The 21675-nt window shown below is 73.8% G+C and carries 25 protein-coding genes, 1 pseudogene and 1 riboswitch; of the genes and pseudogenes, 20 read left to right on the forward strand and 6 right to left on the reverse strand.

The window, feature by feature from the left end; translation table 11 throughout:
• Positions 1-46 precede the first annotated feature (46 nt).
• A pseudogene (locus tag ABUL08_RS22535) lies at positions 47-784 on the reverse strand (class I SAM-dependent methyltransferase); the annotation flags it as partial.
• Positions 785-925: 141 nt separating this feature from the next.
• On the reverse strand, positions 926-1885 hold the full coding sequence (locus tag ABUL08_RS22540; RefSeq protein ID WP_350931957.1) for a helix-turn-helix transcriptional regulator: 960 nt from the start codon (positions 1883-1885) through the stop codon (positions 926-928).
• Positions 1886-1978: 93 nt separating this feature from the next.
• On the opposite strand from ABUL08_RS22540, the gene ABUL08_RS22545 reads away from it, so the two are divergent.
• Positions 1979-2440, forward strand: a complete 462-nt coding sequence (locus ABUL08_RS22545; protein WP_350931958.1) for a VOC family protein — start codon at positions 1979-1981, stop codon at positions 2438-2440.
• A 6-nt stretch (positions 2441-2446) separates the two neighbouring features.
• Here the strand turns inward: ABUL08_RS22545 and ABUL08_RS22550 are convergent, their stop codons facing one another.
• Complete coding sequence (locus tag ABUL08_RS22550; protein WP_350931959.1) at positions 2447-3244, reverse strand: SAM-dependent methyltransferase; 798 nt, start codon at positions 3242-3244, stop codon at positions 2447-2449.
• Between the two features lie 153 nt (positions 3245-3397).
• Between ABUL08_RS22550 and ABUL08_RS22555 the strand changes: the two genes are divergently transcribed.
• Positions 3398-3865: a hypothetical protein gene (locus ABUL08_RS22555; RefSeq protein WP_350931960.1), complete on the forward strand. Its 468-nt coding sequence runs from the start codon at positions 3398-3400 to the stop codon at positions 3863-3865.
• Positions 3866-3880: 15 nt separating this feature from the next.
• Positions 3881-4498: a phosphatase PAP2 family protein gene (locus ABUL08_RS22560; RefSeq protein WP_350931961.1), complete on the forward strand. Its 618-nt coding sequence runs from the start codon at positions 3881-3883 to the stop codon at positions 4496-4498.
• A 349-nt stretch (positions 4499-4847) separates the two neighbouring features.
• On the opposite strand, the gene ABUL08_RS22565 is transcribed toward ABUL08_RS22560, so the two are convergent.
• Positions 4848-5723 (reverse strand): A24 family peptidase, encoded by an 876-nt coding sequence (locus ABUL08_RS22565; protein ID WP_350931962.1) that lies wholly within the window; start codon positions 5721-5723, stop codon positions 4848-4850.
• Positions 5724-6327: 604 nt separating this feature from the next.
• Here ABUL08_RS22565 and ABUL08_RS22570 point away from each other — a divergent pair.
• The 12 genes from ABUL08_RS22570 to ABUL08_RS22625 all read left to right on the forward strand — a co-directional run bounded on the left by ABUL08_RS22570 (position 6328) and on the right by ABUL08_RS22625 (position 15423).
• Complete coding sequence (locus tag ABUL08_RS22570) at positions 6328-6894, forward strand: hypothetical protein (RefSeq protein ID WP_350931963.1); 567 nt, start codon at positions 6328-6330, stop codon at positions 6892-6894.
• Positions 6888-7826, forward strand: a complete 939-nt coding sequence (locus tag ABUL08_RS22575) for a hypothetical protein (RefSeq protein ID WP_350931964.1) — start codon at positions 6888-6890, stop codon at positions 7824-7826. Before ABUL08_RS22570 ends, ABUL08_RS22575 begins: the two co-directional genes overlap by 7 nt.
• Positions 7823-8479 (forward strand): SAF domain-containing protein, encoded by a 657-nt coding sequence (locus ABUL08_RS22580; RefSeq protein ID WP_350931965.1) that lies wholly within the window; start codon positions 7823-7825, stop codon positions 8477-8479. Before ABUL08_RS22575 ends, ABUL08_RS22580 begins: the two co-directional genes overlap by 4 nt.
• Positions 8479-9312, forward strand: a complete 834-nt coding sequence (locus ABUL08_RS22585) for a ParA family protein (protein ID WP_350931967.1) — start codon at positions 8479-8481, stop codon at positions 9310-9312. The genes ABUL08_RS22580 and ABUL08_RS22585 overlap by 1 nt, the downstream gene beginning before the upstream one ends.
• On the forward strand, positions 9302-10843 hold the full coding sequence (locus tag ABUL08_RS22590) for a CpaF family protein (protein ID WP_350931968.1): 1542 nt from the start codon (positions 9302-9304) through the stop codon (positions 10841-10843). Before ABUL08_RS22585 ends, ABUL08_RS22590 begins: the two co-directional genes overlap by 11 nt.
• An 88-nt stretch (positions 10844-10931) precedes the next feature.
• On the forward strand, positions 10932-11810 hold the full coding sequence (locus ABUL08_RS22595; RefSeq protein ID WP_350938776.1) for a type II secretion system F family protein: 879 nt from the start codon (positions 10932-10934) through the stop codon (positions 11808-11810).
• Positions 11811-11812: 2 nt separating this feature from the next.
• Entirely contained in the window at positions 11813-12676 is an 864-nt protein-coding gene (locus ABUL08_RS22600) for a type II secretion system F family protein (RefSeq protein WP_350938778.1), read from the forward strand.
• Positions 12677-12699: 23 nt separating this feature from the next.
• Positions 12700-12903 (forward strand): hypothetical protein, encoded by a 204-nt coding sequence (locus ABUL08_RS22605; RefSeq protein ID WP_350931969.1) that lies wholly within the window; start codon positions 12700-12702, stop codon positions 12901-12903.
• A gap of 56 nt (positions 12904-12959) precedes the next feature.
• On the forward strand, positions 12960-13388 hold the full coding sequence (locus ABUL08_RS22610; RefSeq protein ID WP_350938780.1) for a TadE/TadG family type IV pilus assembly protein: 429 nt from the start codon (positions 12960-12962) through the stop codon (positions 13386-13388).
• A gap of 5 nt (positions 13389-13393) precedes the next feature.
• Positions 13394-13861, forward strand: a complete 468-nt coding sequence (locus tag ABUL08_RS22615) for a TadE/TadG family type IV pilus assembly protein (RefSeq protein ID WP_350931970.1) — start codon at positions 13394-13396, stop codon at positions 13859-13861.
• Positions 13858-14289, forward strand: a complete 432-nt coding sequence (locus tag ABUL08_RS22620; protein ID WP_350931971.1) for a hypothetical protein — start codon at positions 13858-13860, stop codon at positions 14287-14289. Before ABUL08_RS22615 ends, ABUL08_RS22620 begins: the two co-directional genes overlap by 4 nt.
• A gap of 15 nt (positions 14290-14304) precedes the next feature.
• Positions 14305-15423 (forward strand): LysM peptidoglycan-binding domain-containing protein, encoded by a 1119-nt coding sequence (locus tag ABUL08_RS22625; protein WP_350931972.1) that lies wholly within the window; start codon positions 14305-14307, stop codon positions 15421-15423.
• Between the two features lie 31 nt (positions 15424-15454).
• On the opposite strand, the gene ABUL08_RS22630 is transcribed toward ABUL08_RS22625, so the two are convergent.
• Positions 15455-16306, reverse strand: a complete 852-nt coding sequence (locus ABUL08_RS22630; RefSeq protein ID WP_350931973.1) for a Rieske (2Fe-2S) protein — start codon at positions 16304-16306, stop codon at positions 15455-15457.
• Positions 16307-16724: 418 nt separating this feature from the next.
• Between ABUL08_RS22630 and ABUL08_RS22635 the strand changes: the two genes are divergently transcribed.
• The 4 genes from ABUL08_RS22635 (at position 16725) to ABUL08_RS22650 (ending at position 19842) form a co-directional block, all read left to right on the forward strand.
• Positions 16725-17087: a hypothetical protein gene (locus tag ABUL08_RS22635; RefSeq protein ID WP_350931974.1), complete on the forward strand. Its 363-nt coding sequence runs from the start codon at positions 16725-16727 to the stop codon at positions 17085-17087.
• 82 nt (positions 17088-17169) lie between these two features.
• A complete protein-coding gene (locus ABUL08_RS22640) occupies positions 17170-17916 on the forward strand; it encodes an ATP-binding cassette domain-containing protein (RefSeq protein ID WP_350931975.1) in 747 nt (248 codons plus the stop codon).
• Positions 17913-19208: a hypothetical protein gene (locus tag ABUL08_RS22645; protein WP_350931976.1), complete on the forward strand. Its 1296-nt coding sequence runs from the start codon at positions 17913-17915 to the stop codon at positions 19206-19208. The genes ABUL08_RS22640 and ABUL08_RS22645 overlap by 4 nt, the downstream gene beginning before the upstream one ends.
• Before the next feature lie 13 nt (positions 19209-19221).
• Complete coding sequence (locus ABUL08_RS22650) at positions 19222-19842, forward strand: hypothetical protein (RefSeq protein ID WP_350931977.1); 621 nt, start codon at positions 19222-19224, stop codon at positions 19840-19842.
• A gap of 19 nt (positions 19843-19861) precedes the next feature.
• Here the strand turns inward: ABUL08_RS22650 and bluB are convergent, their stop codons facing one another.
• Positions 19862-20482: a 5,6-dimethylbenzimidazole synthase gene (gene bluB, locus ABUL08_RS22655; protein WP_350931978.1), complete on the reverse strand. Its 621-nt coding sequence runs from the start codon at positions 20480-20482 to the stop codon at positions 19862-19864.
• A gap of 35 nt (positions 20483-20517) precedes the next feature.
• Positions 20518-20717: riboswitch (cobalamin riboswitch) on the reverse strand.
• A gap of 191 nt (positions 20718-20908) precedes the next feature.
• Between bluB and ABUL08_RS22660 the strand changes: the two genes are divergently transcribed.
• On the forward strand, positions 20909-21673 hold the full coding sequence (locus tag ABUL08_RS22660; protein WP_350931979.1) for a crotonase/enoyl-CoA hydratase family protein: 765 nt from the start codon (positions 20909-20911) through the stop codon (positions 21671-21673).
• The last annotated feature ends 2 nt before the right edge of the window (positions 21674-21675 follow it).

Here is a 21675-nt window from a genome sequence, read left to right on the forward strand (position 1 = left end):
CGACACGTTCCGGCGCGGCGAAGAGTGCCGTAGACGGGTGACGTGTTCAGGCGATGAGCAGTCGGAGGCCGAGTTCTGCCGCGTCGAGGTCGACGATGTCGGCGTTCCGTTCCGCCCAGCGACCGGAGGCGAGGTCGGCGCGGAGGCTGTTCACGGCCCGCTGCTCGGCCTCCGGCCCGACCTTCGCCCAGACCGATATGCCGCGACGGACGTTCTCGTCCAGGTACGCCTCGGGCCGACGCCAGTAGGCCTCGAAGAAGCCGTCGACGCAGTCCCACGGGATGGGCACCGGCTCGACGCGGGCTCCGATCGCGTCGGCCAGCTCGGTCAGTGCGGGCCGGCCGACCAGCATGTCCGCGACTTCGGGGAGGTAGTCGCGGGTGAGCCAGAACCGGTGGAGCCAGCCGGCGTCGGTGGTGTCGGCCGTGAACACCACCACGCGGCGGGCGACCCGCCGCAGCTCGCGCAGCCCGGTGATCGGGTCCTGCCAGTGATGGATGGTGGCGAAGGCCATCGCCGCGTCGAAGGAACCGTCCGCGAACGGGAGGCGCTCGGCAGCGGCGGCCACGCACCGCGGCGCGTCAGCGGGGCGGTGCGCCCGCATCAGCGCTGACGGTTCCACCGCGGTGACATCGCGGTCGGTGGGCTCGTAGGAGCCCGTACCGGCCCCGACGTTCAGCACCGTCCGCGCGTCGCCGAGCGCGGCCCAGACCTGCGCGGCGATCCGCGGCTCGGTGCGCCGGGTCACCGTGTACGTGGCTCCGATGGTGTCGTACAACTGGGCGCTGGACATGTCGCCGCCTCCCTGGGCAGTGGATCCGTACGTCTGGTCCCGACAGTGCCACGACGAGCCGGAACAGGTGGCCCCGACAGCAAAGGCCGGTGTGGACGTGCCTTCCCTGGAGCCGCACGACTGGTCGGATCTCTAGCGCGTCCCGGCCGAGCGCAGCCGCTCCGCCAGCACCCGGCACCGCTCCACGAGTTCCGGCGGCTCCACCACCTCGAACTCGTGCCCGAGCAGCACCACGTGCATGAGGACGAAGTCCAGGCTGTCCGCTCCACTCACGACCTCGCAGCGTCCGCCCCCCGCCGGCCGTACGACGGCGGCCGAGGCCGGGATCTGCGCGCGTACCGTGTCGGCCGGCGCGTGCACGACGAAGCGCGCCCGGTGCCGGTAGGCCCGACTCGCCACCCCCTCCTGCACGTACGCGGCGGCGTCGGGTGCCGGGCGCGGCCGGAACCGCCAGGTGCGGGCGGCCACCCCGCTCATCCGGTCGACCCGGAAGCTGCGCCAGTCGACGCGGTCGAGGTCGTACGCGAGGAGGTACCAGCGCCGGTCGGAGGCGACCAGCCGGTACGGCTCGACCCGTCGCCGTCGTACCCCGTCGCCGGAGGGGTAGTCGAAGCCGGCCTCGACCTCGTCGCGGCAGGCCCGGGCCAGCGTCAGCAGCACCTCGGGGTCGACGGGCGTCCGGCCGCCGCCGAACGTCTCCACCGCGCCGGCGAGGGCGCGTACGTCCTGCCGGAGCCGGGTGGGCAGCACCCGGTCGAGCCTGGTCAGCGCCCGGAGCGCGGCGTCGCCCGCGCCGGTGACCGCGCCGGCCAGCAGCGAGACGGCGGTGGCGATCGCCTCGGAGTCGTCGAGGAGCAGCGGCGGCAGGTGCTGCCCGGCGCCGAGCCGGTAGCCGCCGCCGACCCCCTGGCCGGCGTGCACCGGATAGCCGAGCGCCCGCAGCCGCTCGACGTCCCGGCGGATCGTGCGGGGCGTGACGCCGAGCCGGTCGGCGAGTTCGGGACCGGTCCAGACCCGGCGCTGCTGGAGCAGCCCGAGGAGCGTGAGCACCCGCTCGGTCGTACCCCGCTCGGCACCGGCCGCGACGTCCATGTCGCCCAGCCTAGGCAGCGATAGCGGACCGATCCTGTCCGCCAGGGATGTCAGGGTGGGCGGGACGGAGACCGCTACGAACGGAGCAACCCGATGAGCCGCCACATCCAGGTCACCTTCGACGCGCGCGACCCCCGGGCGCTGTCGTCCTTCTGGCGGGACGTGCTGGGTTACGTCCACCCCGGCCCGCCCGGCGTCGACCTGCCGGAGGGCGCCGACCCGCTGGCCGCCTGGGACGACTTCCTGGCGCGCAACGGCGTACCGGAGGAGGAGCGCAACTCGCGGTCGGCCATCGAGGATCCGGACGGAGCAGGACCACGGCTGTTCTTCCAGCAGGTGCCGGCGGGCCAGGTCACCCGGAACGGGGTGCACCTCGACGTCCGGGCGGCCCCGGGGCTGCGCGGGGCGGAGCGGATGGCGGCGCTGGAGGCCGAGTGCGAGCGGCTGGTCGCGCTGGGGGCGATGCGGGTACGCCGGCACGAGCCCGCCCCGCCGATGGACGCCGGTCACCTCGTGCTGACCGACCCGGAGGGGAACGAGTTCTGCCTGGACTGACGCGGGTCAGCGACGGATGCCGACGCCGCCGTAGCCGTGCGACACGCCGGTGCGCGGCTCGCCGTCGGGCCGCCACTCGGCCAGCCGGACCAGGCCCGGCTCGACCAGGTCGTACCCGTCGAAGAAGCGCAGGACCTCGGCGTGCGGGCGCGGGATCAGCGGCGCGCTGCTGCGCCGGTAGACCGCCTGGCCCTGGGCGGCGCCGATCGGCGGCGCGCCGTCCATGGTCAGGTGGGAGACCGCGAGCAGGCTGCCCGGCGCGGTGGCGTTGCGCAGCAGGCCGACCGCCGCCCACGGGTTGTCGGCGTCGACCACGAAGTGCAGCACCGCGGCCAGCAGCACGGCCACCGGCCGGTCGAAGTCGATCAACCCGCGGACGTCCGGGTCGGCCAGCAGGCGGCCGGGTCGCCGCAGGTCGCCGTGGACCACCACGGTCCGGCCGTCGCTGGGCAACAACCGCCGGGCGTACGCGACGGCGACCTCGTCGTTGTCAACGTAGACCACCCGGGCGTCCGGGGCGAGCGGCCGGACGACCTCGTGCACGTTGCCCTGGGTGGGCAGCCCGGCCCCGATGTCGAGGAACTGCCGGATGCCCTGCTCGGCCGCGAAGCGGACGGCCCGGCGCAGGAACGCCCGGTTCGTCTGCGCGGCGACGCCGGTGTCCGGGAAGATCTCCAACACCCGCTGGGCGGCGGCCCGGTCGACCGCGAAGTTGTGGCAGCCGCCCAGGTAGTAGTCGTACATCCGGGCCACGTTCGGGCGGGCCTCGGCCTCGGTCGGGGTGGCGGGCGGGTCACCGGTCACGACAGCGTTCCTCCCTCGACGGATGTCCTCGCGCCCTGATGTCTAGCACCCTGCGCGACACACCGCTGACCCGTCGTGTCCGTGATCCGGCTGCGCTCGCCCCTGACCTGGTACGACGGTGGGGACCACCGATCGTCGAGGAGGAGATGCGCGATGACCAGTCAGCGAGAGACGGTCGAGGTCGACCCGGTCCTGTTCCGTGCCGTCTACGACTCACCGGCGTCGCTGCCGGGGCGGCACAGCTGGACCACCCCGGAGGCGGACGTACGCAGGTTGGAGAAGCTGCTCGGCATGCCGGCGCGGAGCATCGGTGCGCCGCTCTGGGTCAGCGGTGACCAGCCGGACTGCCCGAAGTGCGGTCGCCGGATCAACTGGTACGACATCGTCGCCTCGGCACTGCACGGCGTGCACGACCGGGCCATGATCGCCCGGGTGATCCTCGGCGACCGCAAGTACGTCAACACCGAGGTCCCGGACGCGATCCCCGGCGTGTACTGCGCCGACTGCCGGACCCCGATCGACGGCCTGCGCAGCTTCAAGTGCCACAACTGGGCGTACGCCTTCGAGGCGCTGGAGGCGGTGATCGAGCGGATGTCGGGCACACCCGCCGTCTCCTCCTAAGCTGGTCGTATGGACATGACGGATGTTCCGGACATCAGCGTCGAGTGGTACCGCGATGTGGTGGACTTCGCGGACGCCACTCCGGCGCCGGTGCACTGGTTCGCCCTCCACTTCACCGGGGGAGCGCTCGTGCTGCTCGGCCTGCTGCTGGTGCTGGCCGCCGGGCCGAAGCTGCTCCGCCCCGACGTGCGGGGGCGGGCGCTCGCCCTGGCCGCCCCCGTGGCGGTCGTGCTGGCGTACGCCGCCAGCGAGGGGATCAAGTCCCTGGTGGCCGAGGACCGACCCTGCCGCAGCCCCGCCGACCTGGTGATCCTCGCCGGGCACTGCCCGTCGGTGGGCGACTGGTCGTTCCCCAGCAACCACGCGACGATCGCGGGTGCGCTGGCCGCCGCGACGCTGCTGCTGCACCGCCGGCTCGGCCTCTTCGTAGCCGCCCCGCTGGCGCTGCTGGCCGCGATCTCCCGCACCTTCGTCGGGGTGCACTACCCGCACGACGTGGCCGCCGGGCTGCTGATCGGCGCCGTGGTCGCCACCGTGGTCACCCCGCTGGCCGCCCGCCCCCTCGCCGAGGCGCTGCGCTGGCGGGTCCGCCGCTCCACCCGCCCCCTCACCCGCCCCACCGCACGCCCCTGACCCGCTCCCCTCCCTCCGCCCCCCTTCCGCTCCGACTCCGGCTCCGACTCCGACTCCGGCTCCGACTCCGGCTCCGACTCCGACTCCGGCTCCGACTCCGACTCCGGCTCCGGCTCCGGGGCGGCACTTTCACTGAAAGAGTGGCTATTTCCCCGTCGATGAGCCCTCTTTCAGTGAAAGTGGGCGGCGCGGGCGGGGGGCGGCGCGGGCGGGGGGCGGCGCGATCGGAGGCGACGCGATCGGAGGCGACGCGATCGGGGGCGACGCGATCGGGGGCGACGCGGTCGGAGGCGGCGCGATCGGGGGCGGCGCGGGCGGGCGGCGGGGGCGGGCGGCGGGGGTGTGGGGGTCAGGTGGTGAGGAGGAGGGTGAGGGTGGTGCCGGCGATGAGGAAGGGGCCGAAGGGGAGGTGGCTGGACCAGCGGGCCCGGCGGGTCGCCAGCAGGGCCAGGGCGGTCAGGGCGGAGAGGGTGAAAGTCAGCACCAGGCCGACCACCAGGACCGGCCAGCCGTACCAGCCGAGCAGCGCGCCCACGCTCAGCGCCAGCTTGGCGTCGCCGAGCCCGAAGCCGCGCCGGCCGAGCAGCAGCGTGGTCGCCGCGAACCCGAGCGCCAGCCCCACCCCGGCGACCGTGGCGCGCAGCCAGGGCGCCGGCCCCGCTGAGGTCAGCGCGGTCAGCCCGAGCAGCGCCCAGGTGCCGGCGGCGGCCGGATAGCTGAGTCGGTCCGGTAGCCGGTGCACGGCCGCGTCGATCAGGGCCAGCGGCACCGCCCAGGCCAGCCACCAGGCCACCGTCAGCCGTTCGCCGACGGACCCGTCGACCAGGGCGACCACCACCAGCGCCACGACCAGCGCCGCCTCCACCACGCCCGGCGGCGCGCCGACCCGACCCCGGCAGCCGGGGCAGCGGGCCGCCGGCCCGAGCGCCGGCAGCGGCCGGTCCAACCCGATCCGCGCGCCGCAGCGCGCGCACCCCGCCCGGTCCGCAGACCCCGGGGGTACGGCGTACCGGGCCACCGCCAGCCGCAGCAGCGGCCCGACCGCCAGGCCGGCCAGCAGCCGTACGCCGGGACGGGCGCTCTCCCCGGACCGCCGGGTGACCCCCTCCCCCGGCTCGGACGACGCGACGGGCCCCGCGAGGGCGTCCTGGTCGGGGTCGCCCCGGCCCGCCGGTCGAGCGGGGACGGCGTCGACGGGCGCGGCAGAAGGCCGGGGGGCGGTCATGCCGACCCACCCACACCGTCGCGGTGAGTTCCATCATGGAACACGCAGAGTGATTCTCGCGCGGCGACGACCCTGCCCTGAACGGTCGCACCGGCAGACGTGCGGGCGCGACCGGGACCGAAACAGATCACGGCCGGCACCGCCGACCGGGGGCGACCCGAGGCCCGATCGGGGCAGGACGGATCGGACCAGAGGTCACGTTGTCGCCCAATCCACCGGCGGGACACCGCCACCTCCCGGGCCTCCGTCGGCCCGCCGGGCGCGCCCCGGCGACCGGAGGGCATCACCGGCCGGGATCCCGGCGTCATCCTCCGGACACCCACCCGTCACCACCACCCGTCATCACTGAGCGTGTTCACGCGAATTGCCTCTGTTGCATCGGCGGACGTCAGCCTATGCTCGCCCCTTGGGTACGACGCAACCCCCGATCAATAGGCGTCGGAGGCCAACGGAGACATCAGGTTCCGGATTTGTAAAAGATCCGTACAGGTAAATGCAGCGGCGGTGACACCGGCCCGGAGGAGCACATCCGGGGCGCACTTCCGCATGCCCGGAGCAGGCCGGTTCCCGGCGGCTCCGGGTCGCCACCGAGGAGGGCGCGGCGTTGCGAGCACGGCATTCCCGCCGATGGACGAGCTGCCTGCTCAGCCTTGCTTTGCTGGGCGGCACCGCCGGCTGCGGCACCCGGCGGGAGACGTCGGTGGGCCCCCTGTCCCGCCCGCACACCACCCCCGCCACCCATTCGGCCGCCGACGAGCAGGCTGCCCGAAAAGCCGCCCTCGCCGCCTATTCCGGCTATCTGGCGGCATCCCGGGAGGCGAGCGCGCGCAGCGACCCCCGGCACCCCGCGCTGGCCCGATTCCTCGCGGACCCGCTGCTGACCCGGGTACGACTGGCAATTCGTGACGCGAAGGAGCACGGCGCGATGCGTACCGGAAAGCTCGTTTCCGACCCCACCGTGACCTCGGTCGACCTGGCTGCCGACCCGCCCGCCGTGGAGATCCAGGACTGCCTCGACGCGACCGGCTACCGGCTGGTGTACGCCCGGGACCATCGGGTGGTCCCGGGGACGGGTGGCGGTCGCTATCTGGCGACGGCGACCGCCACCCGGTACCCCGACGGCCGGTGGCTGATCAGCACCGGTGCCGCGCACGAGGACCAGCCGTGCTGACCCGGTGCGGCGTGGGGACGCCCCGCCGGCTGCTCGTCGCCGCCGGCCTCGCCCTGCTGGTGGCCCTCGCCGGTGCCCCCGCGTCGGCGGCCCGGCCCGGCGATCCGGGGGCCGACTGCCCGCCCGGCCAGAACGACTGCTCGGTCTGGGACGACGAACCGGGGGTGCCCGGCGACCCGGGTGGCGGCGGCGGGAACACCGGCGGTGGCGGCAACGGCTCCGGTGGTGGCGCCGCCAAGTGCCAGTGGAACGGCCGGGTGATCCCCTGCTACGACGACGTCCTGGGTTGGTTCAACACCGGCGACGGCTGCTACTACAAGCTCGCCGAACCGCAGCCCACCGCGCCCGAGGGCAAGCAGTGGTACGTGCAGACCTGCAACGGCGGTGACCTCGGCGCGCAGACCGTCGTGCTGCGGGACGGCCCGCCCCCCGGCTTCGGCACCCCGCCCGACCCGGAGGAGCTGGCCCGTCGGGCGCTCGCCTCGATCAGCCTGCTGCCGCCCCGGATCGCCGTCGCGCCCCGGCGCAGCAAGGGAGCCGGTCTGGTCGGGCTGCCGGTCTGGATGTGGGCCAGCAGGGGCGCCAGCTACTTCGGCCCGCTGACGGCGTCCGCCTCGGACCGGGGGCTCACGGTCACCATCACCGCGAAGGTCGACTCGATCGTCTGGGACATGGGTGACCGGCACCAGGTCACCTGCACCGGCCCCGGCACCCCGTACGACGCCAAGGGCGACCGGGCCGGCCAGACCTCGCCGGACTGCGGCTACGACGGCGGCTACCAGCGGGCCGGCACCTACCGGGTCGGCGCCACGACGCACTGGACCGTGCACTGGGAGACCGGCAACGGCACGACCGACGGCAACATCCCCCAGATCCGGACCAGCAACACCATCCCCATCCAGATCCAGGAACTTCAGGTGGTGGCCCGATGAGCCTCGCAACCCGCAACGGGACCCCGGTGGACGCGCCGGTGGCGCCCCCCAAGGTGGTCCGGCAGCGGCGCGTACGCCCCGGCCTGCTCGGCCTGGCGGTGCTGCTGATCGCCCTCGGCGGGTTGGGTGCGGCGTTCGCGGTCACCTCCGTCCGGGCCACCGGCAGCTATCTCGCGGTGGCCCGCCCGGTCGAGGTGGGCCGGCAGCTCAGCGCCGACGACCTGGTCGCCGTGCAGGTCTCCGGCGGTCAGGGGCTCTCCCCGGTGCCGGCCCGCCGGATCAACGACGTGATCGGGCTGCGGGCCGCCGTGGCGCTGACCCCCGGCACGCTGCTCACGCCCAACCAGCTCACCGACGCCCCGCTGCTCGGCCCCGGCCAGCAGCAGATCGCCCTGAGCCTGGACCCCGGCAAGGTGCCGGCCCGCCGGCTGCACCCCGGTGACAAGGTCCTGCTGGTGAGCACCCCCGACGACAACGCGCAGGGCGCCTCCCGCAGCGGCGGCACCCGCTTCGAGGCGACCGTGATCGACACCGCCACCCCGGAGAACGACGACGTGGTGGTCTATCTGGCGCTGGCCGTCCGGGACGTACCGACGGTGGTGGTGCTGGCCGCGGCCGACCGGATCGCGCTCGTGCTGACCGCGGCCGCCTGATGGCGATCATCGCGCTGGTCTCGGCGAAGGGCTCGCCGGGCGTGACCACCTCCGCGCTGGCCGCCGCGCTGAGCTGGCACCGGCGGCTGGTGCTGGCCGAGTGCGACCCGGCCGGCGGATCCGTCCTCGCCGGCTATCTGGGCGGCGCGCTGGACGGCCCCCGGGGCATCGGGGAACTCGCCGTCGGGGAGCTGCGCGACGGCAACCTGGAGAGCGCCTTCTGGTCCCAACTGGTCGACCTCGACGCGCCGAAACGGGAACGGCTGCTGCTGCCGGGCGTGGTGGACCCCGCCCAGGCGGGCAGCGTCACCCCGCTCTGGCAGCGCTTCGCCGACTTCTTCGGCGGGCTGGAGAAGGGCCTCCCCCCGTACGACGTACTGGTCGACTGCGGGCGGCTGCAGGTGGCCGGTCCACCGTGGCCGGTGCTGCGGGCCGCCACGGTGGTGCTGCTGGTCACCCGGGCGAAGCTGCCCGACCTGTCGGCCACCCGGGCGACCATCCGGGCCATCGAACGGGACTTCACCGAGCACCGGGTGCCGCCGGGCACCCTGCGGCTGCTGGTGGTCGGGGACGGCCACGGCAACGGCGAGATCAGCAAGGCGCTGCGGCTGCCGGTGATCGCGCGGCTGCCGGACGACCCGCGTACCGCCGAGGTGCTCAGCCTCGGCGGCACCGTGCGGGCCGGACGGCCGCTGATGCGCGCGGCCGGCGCCCTGGAGGTGCCGGTCCGGGCGCTGCTGGAGCGGCGTCAGGCCCGGCTGGCCTGGCCGGTGCCGCAGGGCACGCCGCAGCTGCGGGCCGGCAGCACGCCGGGGGTGCCCGGTGCGGTTTGAACCGGTCTCCCACGACCCGCGCGGCCAGCAGCCGGGGGCCACCTCCACGGTGCCGCCGATCATCGCCGCGCCGCCGAACGGGCGGCACCACCATTCCGCGCCGCCGGCCGCCCTCCCGGCGCCCCCGCCGCCGCCCGCCCCGCCCCGCCCCCGGGTCGACTTCGCGGTGGTCCGGGAACTGCGCCGGGAACTCAGCGAACGACTCACCCTCTGGCAGCGCGGCCGGGAGTTCGACGCCGACGCCGAGGAGGTGGAGCGGGCCCGGCTCGCGGTCGCGGTGGTGTCGGCGTACGCGGACTCGGTCCGCCGGGCCGGCACGCCGATGCCCGCCGACGCCGAGCGGCTCCTGCTCGACCAGGTCACCGCCGAGCTGGTCGGCCTCGGTCGGCTCCAGACGCTGCTGGTCGACGACACCATCGAGGAGGTGCACATCCTCGGCTGCGACCAGGTACGCATCACCCGGCACGGCGGCGGCGTCGACTGGGCCGAGCCGATCGCCGACAGCGACGACGAGCTGGTGGAGATCCTCCAGGCGGCGGCCCGCCGGGCGGGGGCCACCGAGCGGTCCCTCTCCACCTCCAAGCCGACGCTGGACCTGCAACTGCCCGACGGCAGCCGGCTCGCCGCGGTCTTCCTGGTCAGCCACCGCCCGTACGCGGTGATCCGCAAGCACAACACGCTCGACGTCAGCCTGGAGGACATCGCCGGCACCCGGGCCGACCTGGACGAGATGATCGACCCGCTGCTGCGCGACTTCCTCCGCGCCTCCATGCGGGCCGGGCTGAACATCATGGTCGCCGGGCTGGCCGGGGCCGGGAAGACCACCGTCATCCGGGCGTTGATGAACGAGATCCCGGCCGACGAGCCGTACGTGCTGCTGGAGGAGAGTCGGGAACTGCTGCCGGCCCGCCGGGGACAGAAGCACCGGGCGGTGATGAGCTTCGAGTCCCGCGAGGGGCACGGCGAACGCGGCCTGGACGGGCGACCGGCCGGTGAGGTGAGCATCGCCGACCTGATCCCGGTGTCGCTGCGGATGGGCGTACTGCGGATCATCGTCGGCGAGGTGCGGTCCCGGGAGATCGTGCCGATGCTCCAGGCCATGACCACCAGCCGCGGGTCGATGTGCACCATCCACGCCCGGACGCCGAGCGGGGTGGGCGAGCGGATCATCGAGCTGGCGCTGGCCCACGGCCGCGAGATGACCGTCGAGCAGGCCCGCCGGATGGCCGGCAACGCGCTGGACCTGATCGTCTACGTCACCGTCGAGGACGAGACCGCGATCGGCGGTCGCAAGCACCGCTTCGTCTCCCACGTGGAGGAGGTGATCGGGGTCGGCGACGGCAACCGGATCACCACCACCACCGTCTTCGGCCCGGGCCCCGACGGTCGGGCGGTGCCCCGGCACCTGCCGGAGCGGATCCGCGAGCAACTGCTCCGGGTCGGCTACGACGCCCGGCTGCTGACCCGCTTCATCGAGGCCGGCACCGGCGCCTGGCGCCGCCCCCGCCACACGAGACTGGCGAGGCGGTGACCATGGCGAGCGCGAGGAGTGAGCCGGGGTTGCGAGCCCCGCAGTCGCGGGCGGAGGGCGGCACGTGACGACGCTCGAACTGATCGCGATGGTGTCGGGGGCGGCCTGCGTGGCGGGCCTGGTGCTGGCCGTGGTCGCGCTGGTCGGCACCCGCCGGCCGCCGGGCCCGACCCCGGGCGCCGGCACGGGTGGCGTACGCCGGCTCTGGACCGGGTCCGGGGCGAGCCGCCGCGAGCAGCGCAACCACCAGGTGCTGCTCGGCGGCGCGGTGGTGGCCGGCGCGCTGGCCTTCCTGCTGACCGGGTTGCCGGTGGTGGGCCTGCTGGTCGCCCTCGCGGTCCCGGGCGTGCCGTGGCTCTTCGCGGTCGGCCGGGCCGAGCAGCGGGCCATCGCCCGGATCGAGGCGGTCGGCGAGTGGACCCGCCGGCTCAAGGACATCTCCGGCACCGGCCAGGGACTCCAGCAGGCCATCATCGGCACCATCGCCACCGCGCCGGAGGAGATCCAGGAGGAGGTACGCACCCTGGCCGCCCGTCTCCAGGCCGGCTGGCTGGCCCGCGCCGCCCTGCTCGCCTTCGCCGACGAGATCGGCGACCCGGTCTGCGACCAGGTGGTGGCGGCGCTGATCCTGCACCTGACCGACCGGGGCGAGCGCCTCGGTGACGTGCTCGGCTCGATCGCCTCCGCCGCGTCCGCCGAGGTGGCCACCCGGCGGGAGATCGAGGCGAAGCGCACCCAGCCCCGGTTCGCGGTCCGCTTCCTCACCGGGATGACCCTGGCCACCCTGGCGTACGGGCTGGTCAACCGCGAGTACGTGCAGCCGTACGGGACGGTGTTCGGGCAGGTGGTGATGGCGATCCTCGGGGCGGCGTTCATCGGGCTGCTGGTCTGGGTCCGGTCGATGAGCCAGCCGCCCCGACCGGCCCGCTTCCTGCCGGCCCCCGACCCGGAGGAGGCGATCGCGTGAGTGTGGTTCTGAACTGGCAGCTCGCCATCGCGGTGGTGGGTGGGGGTCTCGTCGGGCTCGGGCTCTTCCTGGTCGTCCGTGAGGCACTGCCGGCCACCCCGGCGCTCGGTCCGGCGCTGCGCCGGCTGCACCAGCCGCCCGGGCAGGCCCCGGTGGCCGGCGCCGGTCCGGACTGGCTGGGCGGCTTCTCCCGCTGGCTGCGCCCACCGCACCGGCAGCTCGCCCTGATCGACCAGACCCCCGAGCAGTACGCCCTGTCGGTGCTGATCTCCGCGCTGGTCGGGCTGGCCCTGCCGACCGTGCTGTCGGCGGTGCTCTTCCTCGGCGGGGTGTCGCTGCCGGTGGCCGTACCCGTGCTGGGGAGCCTGGGGATGGCGCTGGTCGCCGGCCTGCTCGCGCACCGCGCGGTGCTGGCGAAGGCGGACGCCGCGCGGGACGAGTTCCGGCAGGCGGTCTGCACCTATCTGGATCTCGTGGCGTTGCAGCTCTCCGCCGCGCACGGCCCGGTGCAGTCGCTGGAGCGGGCGGCGGCGGTCTGCGACGGCTGGGTGTTCGACCGGATCCGCGAGTCGCTGCGGATCGCCCAGTTGCAGATGCACTCCCCGTGGGACGAGTTGCAGGAGCTGGCCGACCGGATCGGCATCGCGGAACTCGGCGACGTGGGCGCCATCATGCGCTCCTCCGGCAGCGAGGGGGCGCAGGTGCACGAGACGCTGCGCAGCCGCGCCGACTCGCTGCGGGACCAGATCCGCACCGACAACCTGACCCGGGCGGAGGGGGTGACCAGCAAGTTGGACATCCCCGGTTCGCTGCTGGTCTTCGTCCTGCTCGGCTTCGCCATCTATCCGTTCCTCGCCCGACTGTGAACCCACCCCCAGAAGGAGAAGTCATGTTCCTCTACACCTATCTGCACGCCGCGGTGGTCACCCGGCTGGCCGAGCTGCGCCGCGACGCCGAGCGGGGCGACAGCCCGGTACCGACCGCTGTGATCATCTTCGGGTTGGTCGCGGTGGCGATGGCGGTCACCGCCCTCGCCCTGACCAAGGCCAACGACTGGATGAAGGCCATCCCGAACCACACCCAGCCGAAGTGATCCGCCCCGCCCGCACGGACCGGAGCCGGTCGGCAGCCGCCGACCGGCCCGCCGGCCTGCGCGGCGCGGGACGGATCGTGGCCGTCCTCCGGCGGCGGCTCGACGCGGGCGGGGCGGACCGGGGCGCCAACCCGGTGGAGCTGGCGGTGGTGATGCCACTGATCCTGGTGCTGCTCTTCGCCGCCATCCAGGTGGCCGTCTGGTTCGTCGCGCGCTCCACCGCGCTGAACGCGGCGCAGAGCGGGGTCAACGCGCAGCGGCTCCTCCAGGCGCCGCCCGGCGCCGGCGAGGCGCGGGCCGCCCGCTTCCTGAACGCGGCCGGGGACTGGCTGGTCGGCGGGAAGTCGGCCTGCACCACCGACGCACCCGACCCCACCGAGGTGACCTGCACGGTGAGCGGGCGCTCCCTGTCGGTCATCCCGGGCGTGAGCTTCCCGGTCCGGCAGACCGCGCACGGCACGGTCGAACGCTGGACGACGGGGTGAGACGCATGCGCGACCGGCCCGAACGCGGATCCGTCTCCATCGAGGTGGCGGTGCTCGCCCCGGCCTTCATCGCGCTGATGGTGCTGGCCGGCGTGGCGGGGCGTACCGCGGTCGCGGACGAGGCGGTGGAGTCCGCCGCCCACGACGCCGCCCGGGCCGCCTCGATCGCCCGGGACGCCCGCCACGGGCGGGACGCCGCGATCGAGGCGGCGCAACGGCAGCTCGACTGGCGGGGACTGAACTGCGTCGGCACGCCACGGCTGACGTTCCGCGGCTCGGTCGGGAAGAAGAACACCAGCTTCCAGGAGGCGTACCGCAGCGCGCCGGGTGTGCCCGCCACCGTGACCGTGTCGGTGAGCTGCACGGTCTCCTTCGCGGACCTGCGCGCACCGGGGCTGCCCGGGGTACCGGGCGGCAAGGGCGTCTCCGCCACCTTCACCTCGCCGCTCGACACGTACCGGAGCCGCCGATGAGCGGGTGGACGGGTCGGGAGAGCGGCCGGGTCAGCCTCTTCCTCGCGGCGGCGATGATCGGCGTACTCGCGATCATCGGGCTGGCCTACGACGGTGCCGGGCAGCTGCGCTCGTTGCAGCGCGCGGACGACCTGGCCGCCGAGGCGGCCCGCAGCGGCGGCCAGATGATCGACCGGGCCCGGGCCATCGAGGGTGGGCCCAAGGAGATCGACGAACCGAGCGCCCGCGCCGCCGTCGCCACCTACCTCTCCGCCGCGGGCGGCGTCGGCGGCCACGACGTCAGCTTCCCGGTCGTCGACGGGGAGAAGCAGATCCGGGTACGCGTCACCATCAGCTACCGCCGGGACCTGCTCGGCCTCTTCGGCTTCGAGAACACCGTCACCGTCACCGGTGAGGCCACTGCCCGGGCACTCACCGGGGCACCGTAGGAAGGGAAGGCAGCCATGGCCGCACCGCAGCGTTCCGCCGTACGGCGGACCGGCCAGCTCCTCACCGGGCTCGGCGCTCTCGTCGTGCTCGTCGGCGTGCTGGCCGGCGCGCCGATCGCGCTCCTCGCCTTCGCCGGCAATCCGCTCCCGGAGCATCTGCCCACGCTCGCCGAGGTCGGCACCGCGCTGACCAGCCGCGACGACGGGCAGCTCTTCCTGCGCGCGCTGGCCGTGGTCGGCTGGTTCGGCTGGGCGACGTTCGCCTTCTCCGTCCTGGTGGAGCTGGTGGCGCAGGTGCTGCGCCGGCCCGCGCCGAAGCTGCCCGGGATGGGCCGCCAGCAGCGGGCCGCGGCGGCGCTGGTCGGCTCGGTCGCGGTGATCCTGGCGGCCAGCCCGGCCGCCGCGAGCGCCGCCACGCTGGCCGCCCCCACGCCGGCCGTCGCGCTGGCCGCCCCGGTCAGCACCGTCGCTCCGACGCTCCGACCCGTCTCGGCCACCGACTCGACCGCGCCGCCGGTGTACCGGGTGGCGAAGGGCGACTACCTGGGCGACGTGGCGGAACGCTACCTGGACGACTTCGAGCGCTACGGCGAGGTGGCCCGACTCAACCGGCTCACCGACCCGAACCGGATCCGCCCCGGCCAGCTGCTCAAACTGCCGCAGAGTGCCTCCGACGCGGGTGCCCGCGCACACGCCGCCGGCCGGCTGGTGGTGCGGCCGTCGCGGCCGGCCCCGGCACCGGGTACGCCGGGCCGGGCCGGGTTCGGCGCGGCACCGCAGGGTCCCGGGGCGGTGTCGCAGGCTCCGGGCGCCCGGCCGGGGGACGCCGACGGGGCGGGAGCCACCGGTCAGGCGCCGAAGGGCAAGCCATCGCCGCACACGCCCGCGCCGGACCGGACCCGTACCGTCGCGCCCCGGGCCGACGACCCGATGGGGCCGCCCCCGGCGATGGCGGCCGGCGCGTCCCGGGCCACCGTGGACGACGGGATCAACCGCCCGTTGGCGATCTCGGCGGTGCTGGCGGTGGCGAGCATGGTCGGTGCCCAGATCGGCGCCGTGCTCGGCCTGCGCCGCCGACCGGTGGTGCGCGCCGCGGGACGGGCGCTGGCCATCGGCCGGCACCGGAAGGACTGACGCCGGAGGAAGGGTGCCGGTCCGGGCGGGGTCAGGGCAGGCGGGTCTGGAGGACGCCGTCGACCACGCGCGTCGGCAGGACCTGCTGGTCGTTGCCGGACGGTCCGTGCACCACCTCGCCGCCGTTGAGCCGGAACGCGCTGCCGTGCCACGGGCAGACCACGCAGGCGTGACCGTCGATCTCCTGCACCTCGCCCTCGCCGAGCGGGCCGCTCTGGTGCGGGCAGCGCTCCAGCATCACGGTGACGTCGTCGCCGTGCCGGTAGAGGATCACCGACACGTCGTCCACGTCGCGGGTGACGAGCTGCCGCTGCGGCAGGGTGGCCAGGTCGGCCAACGAGTGCCAGCCGTCGCTCATCCGGTGCAGCTCGGAGACGCTCTGGTTGACCTGCGCCCCCTGCTTGTACGCCAGGTGCCCACCCAGGTACGCCCCGGCGCTCGCCGCGGAGAGACCCAGGTAGGCCAGCGCGCGGCCCAACCCGTGGCGGCCGTTCAACCGGGCGGCCAGCGAGCCGGCGTAGAGCGCCAGCCCGACGCTGTTCGAGGCGGCGTGCACCAGGCCGACCCGCCGCTGGTCGCGCGAGAGGGCCGCCCAGTCGTTGAGCCCGGCCACGGCGGCCGGTACGGCGCTGACCGTGCCCAGTCCGACCAGGACGGTGGCGGCCCGGCGCTGGCCGGGCAGCAGGTCCACCACGGCGGCGGAGATCCAGGCGCCGACCGGCACCTGCACCATCGCCGGGTGCAGCGGGTGCCCCAACCAGACGCCGTGCAGGGCGTCGCGGACCCGCTGTGGTCGCAGGGTGGCCTGGACGGCGCGCTGCAACCGGTCACCGATGCGGTCCAGCGCCGATGCCTGTTCGAGTTTCGTCAGGAGTTCTCGCACCGCTTCAGACTTCCCGACCCGTGCGGTCGCAAACCGGGCGGCAACCCCGAATCACCCGTCCGATACCCGGCTCTGGCCTCAGGCGCTCGCCCGCCGTTCTCGCACCTCGGCGCGTCGTCGAGGCGACAGGCACGCCCTCTGCACCCGTCCGTGGTGGGTCGATCGGGCGGCGGTCACACGGGAGCCGGTGGCGTCGCACCGATCCGGGCCACGGATGGTGCGTGCGCCCCGCAGCAGCCGACGCCGGCCGCCCGATCAGTCGGCTCCATGAAGGACGGACACGCTGGATATCCGGTCGCTGACAGAGCGTTGCCGCGACAATCATCGATTATTAGCATGAGCATGCGCCAACACGGGGGAAATGGCGTCGTGACGCCTGTTCACGGCGCGCCCCCTCATGTCGATTCGAGGAGGGCTTGTGCGCACATCTCACGGTTCGTTGCGATCGCGACTCACCGGAAAGCGGGTCGTCCAGGCGGCCGTACTTGGCCTGCTCGCCGGCGGCACCGTCGGGCTCACCGCCACCGCTCCCGCGGCTGCCTCCGGCACGTCCACGACCGTTTTCAACTGCTACACGCAGTGGTGGAACACGGCGTGGGCACAGAAGTGCTCGTCGCCGGGCGCGAAGTACAGCGGTGCCTACTATTCCGGCGTCGCGTGCTCTTACCAGACCGACAAGAGCATGAGGAAGGTCCGCAGCGCCGGCAGCACCACCACCTACAGTGGCACTGACTGCACGTACAGCGCCAGTAACGGCTGGATCAGCTACGACTACAACTGATCAATGCCAGCACTGACGTGAGGGAGTGCGGGTCGTCGGCCCGCGCTCCTTCATCTCATGTCCGCGAAATGAGAGTCTCTCCATGAGTGTCGTGCTCGACGCGCTGGCCCAAGGCTATGGGACGACCACCGTCATCGACAATCTGACTGTGACGCTGCGGCCCGGAATAACCGCGCTACTGGGTCCCAACGGAGCGGGTAAGACAACCCTGCTCCGTACGCTGGCAACCGTCATGCCACCACGGAACGGCGTGATCCGGATCGACGACATCGCGGTCGACGGCGAGCGGTCGGCTCGCCGGGTACGCGACCGGATCGGTTACCTGCCGCAGGACTTCGGCTTCGACCCGCAGATGACTGCCGCTGACTTCGTGACTTATGCGGCCTGGATGCGGGGCGTGCCGTCCAGGCAGTGGCGGCGGGCGGTCGATGAGGCGTTGGAGATGGTCGACCTCACCGATCGACGGAAGTCGAAGATGCGCAGCCTCTCCGGCGGCATGCGCCGGCGCGCCGGAATCGCCTGGGCGATCGTCGGGCGACCGCGACTGGTGCTGCTGGACGAGCCCACGGTCGGCCTGGATCCGCGCCAGCGACTGCAGTTCCGAAAGATCATCTCAGGGCTCGGCGACACCGTCGTGGTGCTCAGCACCCACCTCATCGACGATGTCGGGGCGGTCTGCGACCGGGTGATCGTGATGCACGGCGGAGCGGCCAGGTTCGACGGCACGGTCGCCGAGCTGGAGGCCCTGGATCGCGAAGAACTCCCCGGCCACTCTCCACTGGAACGGGCGTACATGCACCTGCTGCCCGAGGGGGAGCAGGAACTGTGAGTGCGGCATGGCTCCACGTGCGCAACTCCCCGATCCGCCGGGCACTGCCGGTGCTCATCGTCGTCGACCTTGCGGTGCTGTTCCTGCGGAACCGGTACTGGATCGGCGTCTGGCCGGAGACCGGCGCCGCAGCGCAGGTGCCCGCATACCTGCTGGGCATCGTCGGAGCGGGTGCCGCGGCCTGGTCGGCGGGTGAGCAACAGCGGCACGGGCTTGCGGAACAACTGAGGGCCGCGCGGGTCCATCCGATGGTTTCGGAGGCTCACCGTCTCGGCGCGACCGTCATCGTCCTGCTGATTCCCTATCTGGTCGGCCAGGCGGTGGCCTTCGCCGTCACCGCCCGGACGTTCCCGCCGGGCGTGCACCTCTGGCTGGGCTACGCCCTGCTGGGTCTGTTCGCGATCCTGCTGTCGGTTGCGCTGGGATGGGCGTGTGGCCATCTCTTCGGGCCGGTCTTCGCAGCTCTCGCGGCCGCGCTGGGGTTCCTGTTGTTGACCGCCGCGCTGAACCGGGTGGGATTCGTCGTGATCTCCGGTCGGCCCGAGGTGGCGGTCGATCCGTTACCCCTGGCACTACGGCTGGGATCGGTCGTTGCGCTGTTGCTGGTCCTCCTGTGGCTGGCCGCCGCGGGGGCCTCGGGACCGGCCGGACGGCGGACGTGGGCACTGGTTCCTGCGGTGCTGCCGCTCGTCGCGGTCATGCTCACCACCAGCGTGGTGGCCGACCGGGCACAACCCGGTGACAAGGTGGCCTGTGTCCGAGGGTCGACGACCCTGTGCATCTGGCCGGAACACGAGAAGTACCTGCCCCAGCTACGCGCGCTCGACGCACGTATCGACCAGTTGCCCCGCGCCTTCGTCCGGCCGCCGCGGATCAACGAGGTCGGTCTTCAGAAGACCCGGTACGTCGGGCCGGACGGGAAGGAGTACCTCGGTTACGAGGAGGGGCCACCGATCTTCTACATCCTCGAGGGGAGTCCGTGGTCCTACGCCGGCGACATCGGCAACGCGATCACCGAAGCGACCTTCGGGTTCCGGGACACCCGGGCCTGCGATTGGCAGAAGATCACCTCGTCGGACGAGCCCCGCATCTGGGCGCTGGGCGCGTGGCTCGAGGCGTTCCTGGCCGGCGGTGGCAGCCCCGACTATCACACCAATGCACCCGCACCGATGCAGCAGGCGTGGGCCGAGGGCCGGGCGATGGCCGGAGACACGTCTCCGGCCGACCAGTTCCGGTGGGCCGAGGGAGAGGTGAACGACATTCGTGGGCGTTACTGTCACTCGAGACGCTGAAGCCTCCTCGGAGATGCTGCCGGTGCGGTTGTTCCTCGCGGTTCGGCCGGCCCGGACCATGCTCGCCGTCACCGTTCTCCTGGGCGCCCTCACCGCCTGGTTGGGCCTGGTCGAAACGCCGGTACCTACGGCCGTGGAAGCCGGCAGCGCGTCGATCCCCCTGTGGCGCATGCTCACCATGGGCGTCGCCGTCCTGCCGGTCCTCGGGATGCACAGCCCGCTCGCCACCCTGGAGCTGGTGGCCACCCGACGGCTCCGTTCCATGCAGCGGATCTACCTCGCCGGCCTGGGTGTCGGCTCCGCGGTGATCTATCTGGGGATCTGTGCGTTCGTGATGCAGCGGGAGATCGTCGAGATCATGGCGCGGTCCTGGATCGCCTGGTTCGGGCTGGCTCTGCTCGCCGGAGCAGTCCTGGGATGGCGGCTCGCCTGGACACTGCCGGCGACGGTGGCCGTCGTGCTGTCGTACTGGGGGTACACCGGGGGCCAGCAGTACCGGTGGTGGGAGTTCACCGCCCGGCCGGCCGATGATCTGCCCAGCCTGCTGCTGAGCGCCGCGCTGCTCGCGCTGGGTCTGATCGCGTACGCGGCGACGCCCTGGCGGCGCCGCCGCTGGACCCGGTGGCGCCGCTGAGACGAGACCCGGCCCCTGGTCAGGTGGGCCAGTGGTCGGTGTGTACGGCGGCGGCGAGGGGGCGTCCGGCGCGCCAGCCGTGGCGGACCAGGTCGGGGACGGTCTCCAGGTGGGTGACCGGGCCGAGGCAGAGCCAGGCGACCGGCCGGATCCCGGCGGGGATGCCGAGCAGGTCGGCGAGGAACGGCTCGCGGTAGAAGGACACCCAGCCGACGCCGAGCCCCTCCGCGGTCGCGGCCAGCCAGAGGTTCTGGATGGCCAGGCAGACCGAGTAGAGGCCGGCGTCGGCGATGGCGTGCCGCCCCAGCACGGCCGGCCCACCCCGCGCGGCGTCGTACGTGACGACGACCGACAGGGTCGACTCCAGTACCCCGTCGATCTTGATTCGGGCGAACCGGCTCGCCGCCGCGTCGTCCAGGTCGGCCGCGAAGGTGTCCCGCTCGGCCTGGACGTGCTGGTGGAAGCGGCGGCGGGTCGCCGGGTCCCGGACCAGGATGAAGTCCCAGGGCTGCGAGTTGCCGACGCTCGGTGCGGCGTGCGCCGCGGTGAGGACGCGGGACAGGGTGTCGTCGGGCACCGGCGCTCCGGTGAACTCGGCGCGTACGTCCCGACGGCGGTGGATGACGTCGTACAGATCCAAGGCAGGCTCCCGCTGCGCTCGGCCCACCCCGAGGGGTGGGCGGCTGGCGCGAGGCCGGTCTTCGGACTCCCGGATCGACGCCTGGCCGTCCGCCTTCCCGGCCCGTACGGCCAGTGGCTGCGCGTGTCGCGCGTGGACGGTGGCTCCCCGGTCACCGCGGCGGGCCCGTGCCGGATTCACACCGGCTTCCCGATTCTCCCCGCTCACGCGGGGCACCTCGCATGATCGTTCCGCCCCGAATGCTAGCCACCCGCCCCACCCCACCCGGCCATCAGCTCCCGCTGATTCACGGAAAGCGTGGTCATCCGGGGCCGGAAAGGAACGCTTTCCGTGAATTTGCCGGGAGGGAGGGGCGGGAGGGAGGGAGGGAGGGGGCGGGAGGAGGAGGGGGTGGTGGGGTGGGGGTGGGGCGGGCATGCTGGGTGGGTGGGGGTTCGGGTGGAGCGCGACGGGGCGGTGACCACGGTGATCCTGGACCGGCCGGCGGCCCGGAACGCCGTCGACGGGCCGACCGCGCGGGCCCTCGCCGACGCGTTCCGCGCCTTCGAGGCCGACCCGGACGCGGCGGTCGCCGTGCTCTGGGGGGCCGGCGGCACGTTCTGCGCGGGCGCCGACCTGAAAGCCATCGGTACGCCGCGCGGCAACCGGGTCGAGCCGGAGGGCGACGGCCCGATGGGTCCCACCCGGATGCGCCTGTCCAAGCCGGTCCTCGCCGCGATCTCCGGGTACGCGGTGGCCGGCGGCCTGGAGCTGGCCCTCTGGTGCGACCTGCGGATCGCCGAGTCCGACGCGGTGCTCGGGGTGTTCTGCCGCCGCTGGGGCGTACCGCTGATCGACGGCGGCACGGTCCGGCTGCCCCGGCTGATCGGGGAGAGCCGGGCGATGGACCTGATCCTCACCGGCCGCCCGGTCCCCGCCGAGGAGGCGTACGCGATGGGTCTGGTGAACCGGCTGGTCGCGCCGGGTGAGGCCCGGGCGGCGGCCGAGCGGCTGGCCGCCGAGATCGCCCGGCACCCGCAGACCTGCCTGCGCAACGACCGGGCCTCGGTGCTCGCCACCGCCGGACTGCCCGAGCCGGCGGCGCTGGCCACCGAGCTGAGCTACGGCATGGAGTCCCTGGCCACGGACGCGGCGGCCGGCGCGGCCCGGTTCACGGCGGGCGCCGGCCGCCACGGCACCGCGGCGGGGTGACC

It is taken from the genome of Micromonospora sp. CCTCC AA 2012012 (assembly GCF_040499845.1).
In the GTDB taxonomy this organism is placed as follows: domain Bacteria; phylum Actinomycetota; class Actinomycetes; order Mycobacteriales; family Micromonosporaceae; genus Micromonospora; species Micromonospora mangrovi.

Bases quoted from the DNA above. Each gene is read 5' to 3' on its own strand.
- ABUL08_RS22650 (WP_350931977.1), top strand. From the start codon at position 19,222: ATGCTGCCGGTGCGGTTGTTCCTCGCGGTTCGGCCGGCCCGGACCATG.
- ABUL08_RS22615 (WP_350931970.1), top strand. From the start codon at position 13,394: ATGCGCGACCGGCCCGAACGCGGATCCGTCTCCATCGAGGTGGCGGTG.
- ABUL08_RS22540 (WP_350931957.1), bottom strand. From the start codon at position 1,885: ATGGACGTCGCGGCCGGTGCCGAGCGGGGTACGACCGAGCGGGTGCTC.
- ABUL08_RS22620 (WP_350931971.1), top strand. From the start codon at position 13,858: ATGAGCGGGTGGACGGGTCGGGAGAGCGGCCGGGTCAGCCTCTTCCTC.
- ABUL08_RS22605 (WP_350931969.1), top strand. From the start codon at position 12,700: ATGTTCCTCTACACCTATCTGCACGCCGCGGTGGTCACCCGGCTGGCC.
- ABUL08_RS22595 (WP_350938776.1), top strand. From the start codon at position 10,932: ATGGTGTCGGGGGCGGCCTGCGTGGCGGGCCTGGTGCTGGCCGTGGTC.
- ABUL08_RS22580 (WP_350931965.1), top strand. From the start codon at position 7,823: ATGAGCCTCGCAACCCGCAACGGGACCCCGGTGGACGCGCCGGTGGCG.
- ABUL08_RS22625 (WP_350931972.1), top strand. From the start codon at position 14,305: ATGGCCGCACCGCAGCGTTCCGCCGTACGGCGGACCGGCCAGCTCCTC.
- ABUL08_RS22585 (WP_350931967.1), top strand. From the start codon at position 8,479: ATGGCGATCATCGCGCTGGTCTCGGCGAAGGGCTCGCCGGGCGTGACC.
- ABUL08_RS22565 (WP_350931962.1), bottom strand. From the start codon at position 5,723: ATGACCGCCCCCCGGCCTTCTGCCGCGCCCGTCGACGCCGTCCCCGCT.
- ABUL08_RS22545 (WP_350931958.1), top strand. From the start codon at position 1,979: ATGAGCCGCCACATCCAGGTCACCTTCGACGCGCGCGACCCCCGGGCG.
- ABUL08_RS22640 (WP_350931975.1), top strand. From the start codon at position 17,170: ATGAGTGTCGTGCTCGACGCGCTGGCCCAAGGCTATGGGACGACCACC.
- ABUL08_RS22555 (WP_350931960.1), top strand. From the start codon at position 3,398: ATGACCAGTCAGCGAGAGACGGTCGAGGTCGACCCGGTCCTGTTCCGT.
- ABUL08_RS22560 (WP_350931961.1), top strand. From the start codon at position 3,881: ATGACGGATGTTCCGGACATCAGCGTCGAGTGGTACCGCGATGTGGTG.